Consider the following 17,269-nt stretch of genomic DNA (forward strand, 5'->3'; position numbering starts at 1 on the left):
GTTCAACGGTTTGTATAGGGTATCTACCGATATACTCTTTCTTTTCTTTCAAGGACTTGCTTTATGGACTTTTCGACAAAGTCGTTAATAGTAGCGCTTTCCCTCGCCACCAGTACGCTGTCATTTGCGGCAACAGGTGAAAACGCTATTCCAGAAAGAACGATATCAACGAGCTTCCCATCAACTCAGGCTTGGTTGAACCACGTCAAAAAGGGATTAGCCCCATATTGGATGGATGAGAAAGCCTACGGGGATCCTATTGGGAACTTCCCTACTTTCCGTTGCAACGACGGCCGCAAGCTAGATACGGAAAATGTTTGCCCTGAATTAAACCGTGGCTGGATTACTCCTCACTTTGGTCGTGAATACACCCGTATGAAGTCACGCCAAACGTACGCTTATGGGGTACTTTATCACCTAACTGGGGACACACAGGCTCTTGAGCTTGCTAAGAAAGGGGCATATTACCTTATCAACGAATTGCAAGATAAAGAGCACGGCGGCTTTGTCTCATTTACGCAAAACAAACAAGTGGGCTTAAAGTGGACGCAACGTACGTCACAAGACCAAGCTTATGCCCTCGTTGGGCTAGCGATGTATTACTACCTGACACGAGATCCAAACGTAGAGAAAGTGCTTATCGAACAGCAAAAGTTTATCTTCGATAATTACAAAGTGAACGATGAAGTTGGCCTAGCTTGGGTATTGGAAGATGGCGATGAACAGAGTGCAAAGCAGCATGAGTTGGTCGCGCAACTGGACCAAATTAATGGCTATATGCTTTTGGTCGCGCCTCTTCTTCCTGAGCCTTACAAAACACAATGGCTAAATGATCTTAAGTGGTTAACTAACACCTTAGTTGAGCACTATCACTCAGATCAGGAACAGCGCTTCTACGGTGCTATTCATCATAAAGCGGTAATGCAACCCAACGCTAAGCACAACGACTTTGGTCATACGATCAAAGCGTATTGGATGACTTATCTCGTTGGCGAACAGTTGCAAGCATCTGATTGGCAGCAGTTTGCTATAGAAGGAATGAGAACCACTCTGGAACGTGCCGAATATCAGTTCCCATTTGACCCCGTCAGCGACTACTTCTCTGCGGAACTACAAAACGAATGGGCGAACAAAGCAATTCCAGCGTGGCAAAGTCGGCCATACTCTAATGGCAGTTCTTCATGGGAGTGGGCTGAGCTCGACCAGTCTGCAATGACACTTGCCATCCTAGATAGCAAGGTTGGAAACGTACTACCATACACCACTCGCACCTTTATGGATGCATGGGTCGATCATCAATATGGAGGCATTGGCCTCGAACCAAAATCAACCAAAGCGTTCCATTGGGGCAATGGTTATCATCAGTTTGAACACGCGTTAATCGGCACGCTAACATCTGGTGCGTTAAACCATCAACCGATCACCTTATACTATGCGAATGAACAGAAGCCAATGCCAAGCTTCACTCCATACTATTTCAAGGGCAAGGTTAAACACGTTGGTTTAGTAGACGACGGTAAGCGCCAAGCGGTAACGTTTACAGGAATTACTCCCTAGTCGTTCTTAATCCATCACCTACTAGCCAGCAAAAAAGGCGACCTACTGGTCGCCTTTTGTTTCCTCACGCTAGTTAGATTTTGAACGCACCGACATAGCGGTCGAGGGTTTGAGAAAGCTCGGCCAATTGTTGGCTTGATTGCTCTAGTTGCTGACTCGCATTTAAGCCATGCTTAACTGAGTTACTCACTGTATCCATGTTCATATTGATCTCGTTAGCCACGGTCGATTGCTGCTCCGTCGCTGTCGCAACTTGGGTATTGATGTCAAGGATGGTCATTACTTGCTTAGAAATCGCTTCTAGTGCCTGTCGAGCCAACTCCGTTTCCGTGGTTCCCTCTTCTATCAACGCTTTACTGTTGCTCATTGAGTTCACCGCATTCTGTGCTTCTGTTTGTAAGCGGCTGATCATTGAATCAATCTCGTCCGTTGACTGAGCGGTTTTTGTTGCAAGGTTACGAACCTCATCCGCAACAACCGCAAAACCTCTGCCAGCATCTCCCGCACGCGCTGCCTCAATCGCTGCATTTAGCGCCAATAAGTTCGTTTGCTCAGAGATCCCTCGAATTACCTCTAGAATAGTACCGATCGACTGTGTGTTATCAGCCAAGCTAACAATAATGCCAGACGTACTATTCATCTCTGTTTCAAGATTGCTTATCGCCGTTGTTGTTCTTTGGAGCGTTTGATATCCCGCTTGCGTCTCGTCAGTCGCTGTACTAGCCGCTCCGGCTGCGCCCGCTGCGTTTGATGCAATTTCATTTACCGTTGCGATCATTTCGTTCATCGAAGTGACCACCAGCATTGTTTGTTCATTTTGCTCTTGGCCTCGCGAAAGAGCTTGTTGTGACTGCTCTCGAAGCGCGATGGCTGAACCATTAAGTTCGACCCCAGTGTTGACGACTTGAGAGATAATGCCATGTACCTTTTCAACAAATAAATTAAATGCCGATGATATTTGCGCGACTTCATCACTTCCCTTAATCGGCAAGCGGACCGTTAAATCGCCATCGCCTTGTGAAATATCATTTAATGCATTCTTAAGCACCGATAGAGGTTGCATCAGTTTGCCCAATAATAACGAGAGCACAACAGCGCATAGCACGAATATGACAATCATGGAGCCAAGCTGATAGGCAATGATGCCATTAGTCGCCTGACTTACTTCAGTAATTGGAATACCGATATCGAATGTGCCATACAGCTGACCATTTACATAGATTGGCGCCATAATGTCGAATACCCACACCTCTTGTACATCCGCATACCACTTGGAATATTGCTGAACGCCTTTCGTTGCTCCTTCGACCGTGTAGTCATCCTCGTATGTTTTGTTGAGCTTCTGCTTGTCACTGTGTGCAACCGCCGTAACATTGCTATCAATCACAATCGCATAGCTAACATCTGAACGTTGCTTTAAACCGTCAACAAGGACTTGTAGATCTTCTAATGGCTGTTGTGAGTTCTCTAGAATATAGCCCGCATTTTCAGCTAGGAACTCTGCTTGAACTTGAGATTTGTGTAAGATGATGTCATCTATTTTTTGACTGGATATAAGATAGGTCGACGCCATACTCGCCATGACAGCAATGCCAAACATGGCACAAACGGCTAATAGGATTATTCTTTTCATTCTGATTGTCTCAACGCAATTTATTAATGTCCATCTACAGGGGTGTTTAAGCCTTGCACTTTGATACTGACAACTGAAAGCCAAGCCATCGAAGACCCGACGTTAGATGTAAATGTTCAGTTACTTTATCTGAAGAAAATGCAACAACTTTAATAATAAAAGACAAAAGCTTAGCAAACATCACACTTTATAAATTTGTAGACATAATGAAAAAAGCGACCATAAAGGTCGCTACTTACATACTTAAATCTCTATTGGTCAGGCTATTAACGCTAAGGCAGTAGCACTGTGTCGATTACATGAACCATACCATCGCTCAGTTTGTTATCAATATCGACCAACCCTGCTTCCGACTTGTTTGCCATGATCAACCCATTTTCAAAACTGATGGTGTTGCCATCAAGCATATTTATTTTTTTTGCTCTTACGACAGAACGTGAGTTGCGAATATCAAGCGTCACATGATAAGCAAGTACCGCTGCCACGCCTTCTACTTCGAGCAGGTCAACGGCTGCATTGAATGCGTCTGCATCGGTCGACGTTCCTGTAAGGTCGTAAAAGGCCTGGTCAGTAGGCGCGAATACTGTGTACTCAGTGCCATCAAAAATAGCAACGGTTCCAGTGGCGATGAGCGCAGCAACGAGGATGTCAAAATCACCCCCATTATCATCAAAATCAAACGGTTCGCCCGATGCCCCAACGGCGAATTCAACGATACTGGCGTCTATTTCATCTGCCCATTTAGGTTTTTTTGCCAGAGCGCTGGTGCTGAATAGTGAGAATAGAGCAATACTTACGATCAGGCTTTTGAGTGTGCATTTAAAAGTGTTCATTATCAGTCTCCTTTCTTAGCGTTAAAAACGCTATCACCCGAGAATTACGGGTGACTTGAGGCCGGAGATCATTTTTTAAATCGAAACCGATAGCACTTTTTTGCCATTATGAAATTAGTTTAATTTGTAGAAGTTTGAGATGTTATTATGCCGCCAGTTTCCGACATTATAACAGCCACCGAAGCCGTCTAATATTGACGGCTTCTTTCTAAGTAGAACTTAACAAGGTGAAAAGGGTTTATTAAAAACCAAACTTACCATTACCATTCTTCCACTCTGACTTCGGTGGAATCGCCTCAATCGTGTCCCAATGCTCTACAATCTTACCGTTGTCGACGCGGAATAAGTCATAAAACGCTACATGTTGGTTCATGAACTGGCCTTCGCTCACTGATAACACGAAGTTCCCTTCACCGAGAATCAAATGATTTTTGCTGTACACCATCGGCATACCCGCTTCCGCTAATTGTTTTAGCGCAACGCTCAGTCCGCTTAAACCATCAGCAACCGCAACGTTGTGTTGGATGTAGTCACTGTCTTTCTCACCGATGAACTTACTGATCTGAGACATGTCCCCTTTCATCAGAATGGTTTGAACAAAATCAGAAACAATGGCTTTATTCTCATCTGTTTTATTTACGTCTGTGATTTCTGTTGCACCGTCAAATTGAGTTCGGCCACTTGGGTTAGGTTTCGCCACGTCTTGTAAGTTATCCCAGTGCTCAACGATCAGCCCATCTTCAAAACGGAAGATATCAAAACCCGCTTTTGGTCCGAAAAAATCGTACTCGGTATGCAACACAACGTAATCACCATCTTGAATGGTGCGAATTACTTTTGCTTTAGCACTGCCTTCCGGCAGCATTTTCATCACTTCTCCAAAGCCCGCTAAACCATCTGCAACAGCAAGGTTGTGCTGAATGTACTTGTTTGGGTTGATATAAGAAATAGCCGTTTGGTCGCCAGTTTCTATGCTTGAGATAACGGCAACGGCTTTGTCTCGATTCGGTAACTCATCGGCGTTTACAGCGAAAGAAACACTTGCAAAAACAGTAGATGCGATGACAGAGCTAGCGAAAAAGCGAGTCAATTTATTCATATTATTTTCCTCTTATTGGCTTGGGAATAATAATAAAAATGAATCATAGACTCGTCTGTGTGAATATGCGTCGAAAAATGGTCAATATCGAACATGAACACAAAAAGGCGTTCATACTCAACATCATAACTGTGGTTCGGCGTACTGCTTCTGGAATTGGCTTGGTGTCATATCAGTTTGATTTTTAAAGTATCGAACAAAATTACTCGCATCTTCAAAACCAAAGTCAAAAGCTAACTGTTGGCTGGTAACATTACTGACAACCAAGCGTCGCTTTATCTCAATCGTGACAAACGCATCTATCATCTGTTTTGCGGTTAAGTTGGTTGCCAGCTTGCAAATAACATTTAACGTTTTGTACGTTGATCCCATCTGCCCCGCATACCAGTTCGCATCACGGATATGTTCATAATTCGCCTGGAGTAAATCAAAGAAACGTGCAAGCTTGTAGCTCTGCTCTTTGGTTAACTTATCGTGCCTTTCTTCAGGTCGAAGACGATGCAGCATTAGAGCGAAAGAAGAGAAAAGATACATGACGATCAATGGGTCGGAATGCTGACTTTCAATTTCTTTGATAACCTCACCAATAAGCAGTTTGGCACTCTGGCAGGTAGCTTCGTCTAAGTTCAATAATGGGGAACGAGCTTGGTTTAAATGCGTTGGAGTGTAGTTAGGTAAACGCATGTTGGCATGCACTTGGTCTAAAAACGCTTGGGTGAAAATGATCACTTTGCCGGAGGGTTTGTTGGACAAATCGAAAGCTTGCACCTGCTCACGACGAACAAAGAGGATGCTGCCAGATTCAAACGGATACTGCTTAAAATCCACCATGTGCACGCCACTGCCTTTTTCGATGTAAACCATCATAAAGAAGGTAATGCGATGCGGCTTTTGAGGTGAATGACTTTTGTACTCTTGGCCATGCAAGCTTTCTAGATCGAAGATTTCAATCTCTGCTTGATTCGATTTGTTATGGTCAAAGCCTACGGTTGGTATTTGCATTCACCCTCCACTCGTTACTACTTGTATTTTGGCTAATTTAAATCGGATTGTGCCACCAAACTTTACCACATCACATTACCTAGGTAGCGGCTAAGGTGGTGAATATTTGTCTATTCCCCCAACTCCAAAAGCAACAAAGACAAGCCGAAGCCTGCCTTTGTTTATTGCTATTAAGAAACCTGTTTTCCCTCGACGGATTTTCCGTGGCTCGCGCTTTGCTCTGTGGCAACCATATCATCAAACTCTGAGACTTTTGCTAAAAACGCGCGCTTGTCTTTACTTGGAATCGAACTTGCCAATGGAAGATCTGCTTTCATCGCATCGACCGCGCGGTTGCGCACCAGTACTTCGAAGTGCAAGTGTGGCCCTGTTAGACGTCCTGTCGCACCTGAAAGCGCAATCTTCTGTCCACGCTTAACATGCTCACCCTTCTTTACCAAAAAGCGGCTCAGGTGCAAGTAGCGAGTTTTATAGACACTATTGTGCTCAACCACTAGATACTTGCCCGCGTATGGGTGGTTACGAACCGCGACTACTTTTCCATCACCGGTTGAATATACAGGAGCACCAACTGGCGTCGCGAAGTCAGTACCATTGTGAGGAGAAATTCGTCCCGTCACTGGGTGTTTTCGGTTAGGATTAAATGGCGAAGTGATACGACGGTATTGCTTATCAATTGGGTAGCGGTTAAACGCTTGTTCTAGACTGTTCCCATCACGATCATAGAAGCGGCCATCTTGAGCCAAAAACGCTTCTACGTCTTTACCATGCATTTTAATTGCAATGCCCTGCACTTCCGTGTTGCCCGTCAAATGATCATCAACATACTGACGACTTACCAACACGTGAAAACTGTCGCCAGCACGAAGCTCACGGGCAAAATTCACTTTGTCGCGCAATACACGTGTGATGTTGGCAATCTGGGTGGTGGTTAGTCCTTGTTGATGGGCAGAAGAAGAGAAGCTACCGTTAATCGTACCTGAGTACATTTCCTCGCGCCATTCACCAGGTTCTTCAACAAAGTTATAGGCAAACGAGCCATCGTCATTTCGTGTGTAGATAGCGCGTTCAACGAGGCTCTCGTGAAAAATAACTTGTTTTAAAGTCTTGGAGTCTCTATCAACCATAAGCTCAAGATGATCTCCCGGCTTAATGGTATCGAGCTTAAGTGAAGTTATATCAGCTTTAAGCAGTTTTTGCGTGGTTTCGTATGGGACGCCCCATGAGGAGAAGATCGTGCTAAGTGTGTCACCTACTTTAACGAAGTAGTGAATGCGCGCAATGTTGTCGTGATCTTGTGTTACCAGTTTGGCGCTTGGTGTCGTGTCGTCTGTCTGAGCCTCATGTACGTGAGCGCTCTCTAGCTCGGAATAAGGCGTGACCTTAATGGTGATTTCTTCTGGTTTCGTTTCTGCTTGGTATGTGAGGTAAGCTGCGAGAGAGAATGCAGTAGCTGCAACACCAATAAGTGAATAACGAACAAACTTCATAGTACTTGGGATAATCGGAAACAGTAATTGTTATGTTATAACATCTAAATCTCAAAATTTAAACATTGCGTATTTGAGAACTTTGTTTCTAAGCTTTTCTAGTCTCGCTAAGCGCCTATTTTGCTTAAATAAACCTTACTGAAAGGTAAACTCCTTTTACCTCTCAGTAAGTTTTTCTATTACAGAGGTTTTGCCCGAATATGAAACACATCTAGACACGATTAGGTTGTTCATTTAGATCTCGATGGTTGAGGTTCAACTCTGTTAAAGCCTAACTAAGATAAAAGAGCAACCAAAGTTTCTAATACTTACAAGCCCAACGATGGACAGATCGTGGGGCTTTTCTAATTTAACAAGAGAAGCTATTCTCAGGTTTTATTCCTTCATATTTCTCACATCGTTATCCGAGTAAAAACATGCCCAAAGAACCCAAAAGAATTCAATCCGTTGAGCGAAGCTTTACCATTCTAGAAGCGCTTTCTTTACATAATGCGCCTATGTCATTACAGCAAGTCAGTGAAGCTGTCGTGCTTAATAAAACCACGGTGCACGGTTTACTCGCGACCATGAGTGAGTTGGGATACGTTTCTCGAGTAAAACAGGGCTACACATTGGGACTGCGATTTCGTGATCTCTCCAAGTCACTTGAGCAAAAGGACGAATCGATTCGTCGGCACTTTGCTTCTCTTTTGAAGAAGATGGCACAGTTGACAGATAACACCGCCTATCTTGCTGTTCAAAGTGGCGCGCAGGAATACCTTTATCTGGATGCCATCGAACGAGATAACCCACTAACGATCCGCAGCCCACGCGGCAAACGTGAGGGGCTAACTACCTCTGCAATTGGTAAAGTCTTTTTGGCCTTTGATGAGGAACTCCGACGACGCTTGCGCTTGCAAGACCAACTCTCCCCGTCGTTAGAGAAAGAACTGAACGTGGTTGCCGACAATGGTTATGCGTTGGACTTAGAAGAAGCGGAACCGAACTTAAACTGCCTTGCCATCCCGCTCTATCTTGAGGGAGAGCTCGTTGCCGTCGCGGGAGTTAGCGGTCATACAAAAGAGCTAAACCAGCAGCGCTTAATTCACTTTGCGTCTGTCTTTTTGAAACGCTAACACGCTTCCTTTCTTCTGAAAAATAGCCACTTAACTTGTTGAATTCGACATTGTCGAATCTTGCTGTGTTTGTTCCCTTTATGACGCATTTTGTTCCGGTTCACTCTTAAACTCACCACATACTCAATGAATGTTTAGGAGTCCCCTATGTCTACTGTTTTAATCACTGGCGCAAATCGTGGTCTTGGTTTGGAGTTTGTTCGTCAATACGCAAACAAAGGCTGGCATGTGCTAGCCGCCTGTCGCGCGCCAGAATCAGCAAATGCACTGAATGAACTAGCAAAAAATAACGACAACATTGAGCCATTAACGCTCGATGTAACAAAAGAATCCGACATCAATGCACTAGCAGATAGTCTGAATGGCCGCCCTATCGACCACTTGATCCTAAATGCAGGCGTGCTTGGTGACGATTGCGCAAAACTCGGTGAAATGACACAAGCTAAATGGCTAGAAGTGCTAACCATCAATACCGTTGCTCCTGCACTACTCATCCAAGCACTGCAAGACAACGTTGCAGCTAGTGAACTCAAAACCATCGTCGGTATCTCGACTCGCGTCGCAAGCCTTGGTGATAACAGCTCAGGCAACATGTACAGCTACCGTACGTCTAAAGCGGCACTGAACCAAATTCTGGTATCAGCAGCGCAAAACCTGCGCGAGAAAGAAGTGAAAACATTGGCGGTTCATCCGGGCTGGGTACAAACCGATATGGGTGGCAAAGACGCGACCTTTACCGCCGAACAAAGTGTGTCTGGCATTATTAATGTGGCGTCAAACTTAACACTAGAAGAATCTGGCAGCTTCCGAGTATTCGATGGTTCAAGCATTGAATGGTGATCTGAAAAAGAATCTCCACGTAACACAACCTATTGAAAAGCGGCTTAAATTAGCTGCTTTTTGATTATAAGCCTGAACGACAAATTCTTAGTTTTAACTTAATCAATAAAAATATCTGACTTAGAATAGCCACCTTAACAAACAGAACACGAGGGATCGTATGACTCGCTTTACTCCATTGAACGTCGCGAAACACCAACTCAACAACCGTTTGGTTGTGCCACCGATGGCCTCTCAAACCGCGACAACCGATGGCATTGCCACCCAAACCACTATTCAACACTATGACAAACTGGCGCAATCGGGTGCAGGTCTTGTGATGGTGGAATACAGCTTTGTGGCTTTTCCCGGCCGAAGTGAACCGAACCAGTTAGGTGCACACAGCGATGACTGCATCGAGGGAATGCAAGCGATCGCAAAAGTCATTCATGCTCGCGGTGCAAAAGCAGGCTTTCAGATCACGCATTGCGGCGGTAAAGCACAGTTAGAGGTATGCCCTGATTTAATGGGACCTTCCGGCATAACCGTTCCCGCTTACGATCGCGTGCTACCACAACCAAAAGCAATGACATTGGAAGACATGCTTGTTTGGCGTCAGAACTTTATCGATGCTGCGCTTCGTGCCGACAAGGCTGGGTTTGATTTTGTCGAACTGCACTGTGCCCACGGTTATGGCTTGAACCAAGTTCTTTCTCCAGTAACAAACCAACGTGATGATCAATACGGTGGCTCATTAGAAAACCGCACTCGTTTGGTGGTCGAGATCATCGAAGCAATCAAAGCCAATAGCAACATTGGGGTGATGGTGCGAATCCCCGGTCAAGACCTTTACCCAGAAGGATTAACCCAAGAAGACATGGTAGAAGTGTGCCAGTTGCTGATTAAAGCAGGCATAGACATCATTGATGTGTCATCTGGCATTGGTGGATGGAATCGTCCTAAAGATCGCCGTGGAGAAGGCTATCTGGTATCGGAGTCCACCTTCCTCAAGCAAGCGGACTTGGGGGTTCCTATCATTGGTGTTGGTGGAATTGAAAGCGCAGAATACATCGACCAAGCTGTAACTAGTGGCTGGCTCGATTTGGCAGCTGTTGGGCGTGCCATCTTGAAAGACCCTCTCGCTTTCAACCAGCAAATCATGCAGCAAGAAGTCAGCGCATAACCCCCTATTCAAAAAACAAATGCCGAAGTGAGCTGCATCACCTCGGCATTTTTGTTTTCGTGGTTATCTATATTTTCGCGCTTACTATTTATTCACGGTTAAGGGCAGTAGAGGATTTACCACTTAACGATACCCAGCGTCACTTTAACGCCGCCTACGAGCGTTGAACCGCTATAGTCTTTTGCAAGGCGAAGCAAAGTGTCATGAAAGCCCAAGTTTGGAAATGCCGCTTCCACTTCTGCAATGACTTCTTTACTCAACCCCTTACGAACGCTGCCTTTGGTTGCATCAATCCAGTCTGCTTTTCGGCATGCTTCGATGACTTTCTGGTGCGGCCCTTTATAAGGCGAAATCTTATGGTGCCAATGAATCGCACCGCGCAAAGCATCAGGATCTAACCCCCACTCAAAGTGTTCATTATCTGCCAACGCCACGGCTTCAGAGGGTTCGAGATAAGCCAATTCATGGTCAGTCCACAAACCAATGTCATGATAAACAAATGCCGTTTCAACTAACTGCTCGTATTGCTCATCATTACCGAGGAAATGCATCGCATAAGTGATGGTTCGATAAACATGATTACGATAGCCCGGAAAGTCATCTCCGATTTGATCTTTATATTTGGCAAACAGCAATTCGACGCGTGGACGCTCCAATTTAATTTCGATATTTTCCATGCTGCCCCCCTATTACTTTTCAATAACAAGAATAGCACCCGCTCTGTACAGATGCCGAAGAACTTTCTTTAAAAACATTCATTATCTTTGAAATTTTACTTTATGCAAAGAGGTCTCCTCCAAGTAACTTATTAATGGAGCACATTTATGCAAAAAAACATGACTGCTGTTAGCGAACGAAATATTGGCTATAGTCTTGGGGTTCTGGGGGTAGCACTGGTATTAGCTTGGATCGGTATATACAAGTTTACTCCGACTGAAGCAGACCTCATTAAACCATTAGTAGAGAATCATCCTGCCATGGGGTGGTTGTACTCCGTCATATCCGTGCAAGCCGTATCAAACCTTATTGGCGCAGTGGAAATTATTGTTGCTATTGGATTGGTAGTAGGTTTAAAAAATCGAAAGGTCGGCTTCTTTTCAGGTGTTTTTGCTACCGTAATTTTTCTATCTACACTTAGCTTCCTGATCACAACACCAAATACTTGGAAAGTGTCTGATGGAATTTTAATAACGAACTTCTTCTTAGTAAAAGATATATTATTTCTGGCAATCTCAATTAGTGTAATTGAAAAGAACAGATAATATTGGCTCGTGATAAATAGAGGAATCATGGTAATTCCTCTATTTATTAAGATCCTTTTCCATTAAAAAGTTAGTCAGCGTTTGCCCTCTGATATCTACCGACTGCTGCTGAGCTACAATGAATCCGTGACGTTCAAAAAACGGTTTTGCGGTTAAGCTGACATTAGCGTATAAGCGATGGTTGAAGTTTCGCGCACCCTCTGCGATTAGCTGCTGCATCAACGCTGTGCCAACTCCCTTCCCTTGATGTTGCCAGTGACAAAAAAAGTGATCGACATATCCATCTGGTTGTAAATCTGCGTACCCAACAACTTGTCCATCAAGTAACACGATAAATGGATTTAATAACGCTATTTTCTTGTTCCAGTCTTCAGCTACATAGATGTTTGGTGCCCAAGCGCTTACCTGTGCGTCCGTATAATCGTTTATACATATTTTTCTGACCGTATAGTAGAAAAGCGTTCTCAATGTTTCTTCATCACCACTTTCAAAGCGTCTAATTTCTAACATTCTGCCTCCTTTGCTACTTTTACGTTGCCACAATCTCAACTCTATCGCTCACGCTTTCGGCCAAAAGTTTGATATTAGCCGTCATCTAAGGTTTGGGGCGAACGAACTTGGCCGTTGCAGATACTCGAGTTTCATCACCGACTTCCAAGCTTGCAACCAAATGGAAAATGCCTCTTGTTTCTTTCACGATGCTTGCAGTGACACGTAGCTCTTCACTGACCTCAATGGGTGCATGAAAGCGCATTTCTAATTGAGCGGTCAACGCCTTCACTCCATTTGCTAGCAAACAATGAGTCATTGCACCATCCACCAAGCATGTTGCAATGCCGCCATGCAGTAAACCGCTATAACCTTGGTGATGTTCGTTTACTATAAATGATGCGACTACGCTGCTTTTATCTTGAGTTTGGTATTCCACCCCTAATGAGTAAGGGTTTCCTTTGGAACATACTGCGCAATAGTGATGGGAGGTTAATGTTTCACACATAAGATCGTCCTTAAAAATTATTAGCATATGCCAATTACCCTTCGGTGAGCGCTCTGTAAACATTGTTTCCAATTGACACTGTTCTTGCACGTCAAATAAATCACTCCTCTATAAAAATACATTATCAAAATTATAATCAACGATAATTTTACGTTTCATTACCTTCACTTTATCTTTAGCTTCAACAACGTTGCTTGTTGAAATGCCTTTGTCACTCCGACATTGCCTCACAAGCCGAGATAAGAAGGTTAACTATGAAATTTCTTCACACTATGATCCGCGTGGCTGATCTAGAAAAGTCCATTGAGTTTTACACCAAAGTTCTTGGTATGAGCGAGCTTGATCGCTTCGAAAACACGGAATACCGCTACACGCTCGTATTTGTGGGCAACGCAGACCAACCATTCAGCGCGACGATTGAGCTGACTTACAACTGGGACACAGACAGTTATGACCTAGGTAATGCGTTCGGTCACATGGCATTGGGTTGTGAAGATATTTACGCTGCATGCGACAAAATCAAAGCACTTGGTGGCAATGTCACTCGTGAACCAGGTCCAATGAAAGGCGGTGAAACACATATCGCATTCATTAAAGACCCTGACGGTTACCAAATCGAATTGATTCAAACAAGCAAATAACGAGGTTAGTCATGAAAGATACATTGTTTCAACCTGTACAACTTGGTTCTCTAACCCTTCAGAACCGTATCGTTATGCCGCCAATGACTCGCTCTCGTGCAAGCCAACCTGGTAATGTCGCAAACGACATAATGGCTGAGTACTACGCACAGCGCGCATCTGCGGGTTTGATTGTTGCAGAAGGCACACAGATTTCACCTATGGGTCAAGGTTACGCTTGGACACCGGGTATTTACAGCCAAGAACAAATCGCAGGCTGGAAAAAAGTCACTGATGCTGTACACGCAAAAGGCGGTGCGATCTTCGCTCAGCTTTGGCACGTTGGCCGCGTAACTCACCCTGACAATATCGGTGGCGAGCAACCAATTTCTTCTTCTGCACTAAAAGCAGAAAACGTGAAAGTATTTATTGATAACGGCACAGATGAGCCTGGTTTTGTTGACGTGGTAGAACCGCGTGAGATGACGAAAGAAGACATCAAAGTGGTTATCGAAGAGTACCGTCAAGCGGCATTGAATGCGATTGAAGCGGGCTTTGATGGCATCGAGCTGCACGCAGCAAACGGCTACCTTGTAAACCAGTTTATCGATTCTGAAGCAAACAACCGTACAGATGAATACGGTGGTTCAGTTGAAAACCGTCTACGTTTCTTGGGTGAAGTGGTTGAAGCGATGACTCAAGCGATTGGTGCTGAGCGCGTTGGTGTTCGTCTTGCTCCGTTTACGTCACTAAATGGTACTGTAGATAAAACACCAGTAGAAACTTACACAGCTGCTGCGACACTGCTTGATAAGCTAAACGTTGTTTACATGCACATTGCAGAAGTAGACTGGGATGACGCACCAGATACGCCTGCTGAGTTCAAAACAGCCGTTCGTGAAGCTTACAAAGGCACTATCATTTATGCTGGTCGCTACAACACAGAGAAAGCGGCTGAAGCTCTAGAAAGTGGCTTGGCAGATATGGTTGGCTTTGGTCGTCCGTTCATCGCGAACCCTGACCTACCGAACCGAATCAAGAACGATTACCCGCTAGCGGCTCACGATCCTGCGACGCTGTTTGGTGGTAACGAAAAAGGTCTGTTGGATTACCCAACTTACCAAGCAAACTAAATTGTTTCGCTTGCCTAGTTCAGCCGACTTATTTGAATAGGCAAGTTGAATAGACAAAAACCCCGCAGATGCGTTTGAGTGCATCTGCGGGGTTTCTTTTTAGCGTCCGGTGTTGTCTGACATTATGGTTTTGGCATTAGAGTTTTCTCTAACGACGCTGGCAAGAAGTGCAACCACGACAAGCTGAGCGTGTAGTTTTATCCAGTAAACTGCGTTGCACCTTACAGTATGCGTTCTTTAATGCACGGCGAGCCGCAAACCAATCTTCAGGCTTAGTTAGTATCAAATAGCCATTGAAGCGTTTCACTAACTCCACTCTGTGTTTATCAATAAAGCGGCTATCAAAACCAATATCGAAGTAATCCAAAGCTTCTTCGATACAAGTAAAGCTGGCAATCTTGGCTTGAATATCGTTTTGGCTCATAGCCTCGTTTCTGAGTTTATTTACTTAGCTTGGAGTATAAGAACTTCCGTTCGACTGATCTTTGATTTACATCCGTAGCACGTCATTTTGCTAGAAACTGCAAGCTTGCTGTTTTCAAAATGAAAATCAATATAAGAAGTCACCCTGCAAAACTGTTCTCATCTTCATAACTGCCACTAACACTCTGATTTTCAACGACCAAATTTTGGTGCGCATTTTGCGTTAGTGAGTTTGTTGACTAGGGAGAGATGATGATGACTTACCGAGCAGAAATAGATGGATTAAGAGCGATTGCCGTCATATTGGTGATCTTCTTCCACGCAGACATCGAAGCGTTCGCTGGTGGCTTTATTGGCGTAGACGTGTTCTTCGTGATCAGTGGCTATTTAATTACCACAATTGTGATAAACGATTTGGATAAGAACCAATTCAGCCTTGCTGATTTCTACGAGCGCCGTATTCGTAGGATTCTGCCCTTACTGCTGCTGGTTATTGCAGTGTGTTATTTACTCTCTTGGTGGTTGTTCCTTCCCCACGCTCATAAAGAAGTTGGTGAGTTTTCTGTGTCTTCCATTCTGTCCGCTTCTAATGTGTTGCTGTACCTCAAAGGCCACAATTATTTCGGGTTGGAAGAGCAAGCCAACCCACTCTTTCATACTTGGAGCTTAGGTGTCGAAGAGCAATATTACATTGTGATCCCTCTTTTGCTTATGTTGCTGGCACGTGGCAAGCTCATGTCTTATCTCACCTTCTTCATCGCAGTATTTGCACTAAGTTTGATGACTATTTGGTACGCCAGTGGTGATCCTGATTTCGCCTTTTACATGATTTTCTCCCGAGCTTGGGAGTTGGCAGCAGGCTCTCTGATTGCCCTAGTGATGCGTAAAGCCGTCATCAAACCCAACAACACCCTCGCAATGATTGGTTTAACCCTAGTTCTCGCCTCTGCTTTGTTATTTGACAAATCAAAAGATGGCGCCGGGCTCATGCTGTTAATCCCTGTGATTGGCACCACGCTTATCATCTTGTTCTCATCCAAAGACAACACGCTGGGTAAAGCTCTAAGCCTCAAATCGGTGGTTTTTGTTGGGTTGATCAGCTACAGCCTTTACTTGTGGCACATTCCGTTGCTGGTTTTTTATCGATATGTGCTGACCGCCGGACAAGACTTTAGCCTAGCGTTTTACCTTGTCGCTCTATTTGCCTTTTCTTACCTAACTTGGCGTTTTATTGAAAAACCTTTCCGTAGTCGCAAAAAAATCGGCATGAGCACACTTACTGCCTCACTTGTATTCGTTACCCTGCCGCTGCTTGCTTTTGGTGTCGTCGGTCATAAAAACGGAGGTTTTCCAGACCGCAGTGCGTTCTTTGAAGCCATGCGCGTTAACAATGGCTACGGTATCGCATGTAACGGTAATACAACCATCAACGAAACTTGTTCATCATCTTCAGAACCTACTGTCGCAGTGTTGGGTAACAGTCACAGCATGGTCTTTGTTCAGCAGCTCTCAAATGACACACTTACGGGAGTTGTCCAGCTTACGCAAGATTCTTGTGCGATCGGTTATGTCGACATGATTGCAGGAGTCACTAATCTATCTTGTCGAAGCTTCTTCACCGATGCAGTCGAAACTATTCGGGATACGCCTTCGATTCGACGTGTGGTGATTTCTTCTAACTTCAATAAAGAGCTCTCTAAGCAAGATTACCAAGCGTCGCTCACCCATCTATTGAACGAATTAGAAGACAGAGAGATCGTTGTCTTTGGTCCGACACCTTCTGCACCGCATGCTATTGGCGAATGCTTATGGAAAGCGCAATTGTTTGGTGATAACACAGGCAATGAATGTGACTTTGCACCGAAGCAGTCACACCCGCATCACGTAGCAACGCTGGCAGCGTACTTTGACCAATTTGAACATGTGGAGTTTGTCGACCTTACTAACTACATCTGCCAAGAGGGTAAATGCGCAATGAAAGTGGGCAGCGACAATGCCATGTACACCGATGCAAGCCACCTCTCTTACAAAGGCGCAGAAATTGTATTGAGTAGCTATCAGAAGGAGTTGAGTGACAATCAACAGCTGACTGCTCAGCATTAA

At 44.5% G+C, this 17,269-nt stretch carries 17 protein-coding genes; 8 read left to right on the forward strand and 9 right to left on the reverse strand.

Annotated features, from left to right (window positions below):
• The first annotated feature begins 63 nt into the window (after positions 1-63).
• Complete coding sequence (locus J4N37_RS16945; RefSeq protein ID WP_052447912.1) at positions 64-1,557, forward strand: AGE family epimerase/isomerase; 1,494 nt, start codon at positions 64-66, stop codon at positions 1,555-1,557.
• A 73-nt stretch (positions 1,558-1,630) separates the two neighbouring features.
• Here the strand turns inward: J4N37_RS16945 and J4N37_RS16950 are convergent, their stop codons facing one another.
• The 5 genes from J4N37_RS16950 to mepM form a co-directional block, all read right to left on the reverse strand.
• On the reverse strand, positions 1,631-3,190 hold the full coding sequence (locus tag J4N37_RS16950) for a methyl-accepting chemotaxis protein (RefSeq protein WP_252042857.1): 1,560 nt from the start codon (positions 3,188-3,190) through the stop codon (positions 1,631-1,633).
• A gap of 272 nt (positions 3,191-3,462) precedes the next feature.
• The gene (locus tag J4N37_RS16955; protein WP_045385013.1) at positions 3,463-4,023 is read right to left on the reverse strand and encodes a fasciclin domain-containing protein; all 561 of its coding nucleotides are present in this window, start codon (positions 4,021-4,023) and stop codon (positions 3,463-3,465) included.
• Between the two features lie 241 nt (positions 4,024-4,264).
• Entirely contained in the window at positions 4,265-5,122 is an 858-nt protein-coding gene (locus J4N37_RS16960) for a nuclear transport factor 2 family protein (protein WP_252042858.1), read from the reverse strand.
• Positions 5,123-5,245: 123 nt separating this feature from the next.
• Positions 5,246-6,124 carry an AraC family transcriptional regulator gene (locus tag J4N37_RS16965; protein WP_252042860.1) on the reverse strand — a complete coding sequence of 293 codons (879 nt, stop codon included), beginning with the start codon at positions 6,122-6,124 and terminating at the stop codon, positions 5,246-5,248.
• Positions 6,125-6,294: 170 nt separating this feature from the next.
• A complete protein-coding gene (mepM, locus tag J4N37_RS16970; protein ID WP_252042861.1) occupies positions 6,295-7,614 on the reverse strand; it encodes a murein DD-endopeptidase MepM in 1,320 nt (439 codons plus the stop codon).
• Between the two features lie 416 nt (positions 7,615-8,030).
• Between mepM and J4N37_RS16975 the strand changes: the two genes are divergently transcribed.
• The 3 genes from J4N37_RS16975 to J4N37_RS16985 all read left to right on the forward strand — a co-directional run bounded on the left by J4N37_RS16975 (position 8,031) and on the right by J4N37_RS16985 (position 10,731).
• Positions 8,031-8,729, forward strand: a complete 699-nt coding sequence (locus J4N37_RS16975; protein WP_252042862.1) for an IclR family transcriptional regulator — start codon at positions 8,031-8,033, stop codon at positions 8,727-8,729.
• Between the two features lie 147 nt (positions 8,730-8,876).
• Positions 8,877-9,569, forward strand: a complete 693-nt coding sequence (locus tag J4N37_RS16980) for an SDR family oxidoreductase (protein ID WP_038896548.1) — start codon at positions 8,877-8,879, stop codon at positions 9,567-9,569.
• A gap of 160 nt (positions 9,570-9,729) precedes the next feature.
• A complete protein-coding gene (locus J4N37_RS16985) occupies positions 9,730-10,731 on the forward strand; it encodes an NADH:flavin oxidoreductase (protein WP_252042863.1) in 1,002 nt (333 codons plus the stop codon).
• A gap of 116 nt (positions 10,732-10,847) precedes the next feature.
• Here the strand turns inward: J4N37_RS16985 and J4N37_RS16990 are convergent, their stop codons facing one another.
• Positions 10,848-11,408, reverse strand: a complete 561-nt coding sequence (locus J4N37_RS16990) for a phosphohydrolase (RefSeq protein ID WP_171358882.1) — start codon at positions 11,406-11,408, stop codon at positions 10,848-10,850.
• A gap of 147 nt (positions 11,409-11,555) precedes the next feature.
• Here J4N37_RS16990 and J4N37_RS16995 point away from each other — a divergent pair, with 147 nt between their 5' ends.
• Positions 11,556-11,993: a DUF417 family protein gene (locus J4N37_RS16995; protein WP_010452111.1), complete on the forward strand. Its 438-nt coding sequence runs from the start codon at positions 11,556-11,558 to the stop codon at positions 11,991-11,993.
• Between the two features lie 39 nt (positions 11,994-12,032).
• Here the strand turns inward: J4N37_RS16995 and J4N37_RS17000 are convergent, their stop codons facing one another.
• Complete coding sequence (locus J4N37_RS17000; protein WP_252042864.1) at positions 12,033-12,503, reverse strand: GNAT family N-acetyltransferase; 471 nt, start codon at positions 12,501-12,503, stop codon at positions 12,033-12,035.
• 85 nt (positions 12,504-12,588) lie between these two features.
• Entirely contained in the window at positions 12,589-12,990 is a 402-nt protein-coding gene (locus J4N37_RS17005; protein WP_029561114.1) for a PaaI family thioesterase, read from the reverse strand.
• Positions 12,991-13,244: 254 nt separating this feature from the next.
• Between J4N37_RS17005 and gloA the strand changes: the two genes are divergently transcribed.
• Positions 13,245-13,631: a lactoylglutathione lyase gene (gloA, locus tag J4N37_RS17010; RefSeq protein WP_252042865.1), complete on the forward strand. Its 387-nt coding sequence runs from the start codon at positions 13,245-13,247 to the stop codon at positions 13,629-13,631.
• Between the two features lie 11 nt (positions 13,632-13,642).
• A complete protein-coding gene (locus J4N37_RS17015; RefSeq protein ID WP_252042867.1) occupies positions 13,643-14,743 on the forward strand; it encodes an alkene reductase in 1,101 nt (366 codons plus the stop codon).
• A 148-nt stretch (positions 14,744-14,891) separates the two neighbouring features.
• Here the strand turns inward: J4N37_RS17015 and nifW are convergent, their stop codons facing one another.
• Positions 14,892-15,167 (reverse strand): nitrogenase-stabilizing/protective NifW family protein, encoded by a 276-nt coding sequence (gene nifW / locus J4N37_RS17020; protein ID WP_005441361.1) that lies wholly within the window; start codon positions 15,165-15,167, stop codon positions 14,892-14,894.
• A 254-nt stretch (positions 15,168-15,421) separates the two neighbouring features.
• Between nifW and J4N37_RS17025 the strand changes: the two genes are divergently transcribed.
• On the forward strand, positions 15,422-17,269 hold the full coding sequence (locus J4N37_RS17025) for an acyltransferase family protein (protein WP_045385277.1): 1,848 nt from the start codon (positions 15,422-15,424) through the stop codon (positions 17,267-17,269).

Origin of the sequence: Vibrio sp. SCSIO 43153 (genome assembly GCF_023716625.1) — a bacterium.
Taxonomy (GTDB): domain Bacteria; phylum Pseudomonadota; class Gammaproteobacteria; order Enterobacterales; family Vibrionaceae; genus Vibrio; species Vibrio rotiferianus.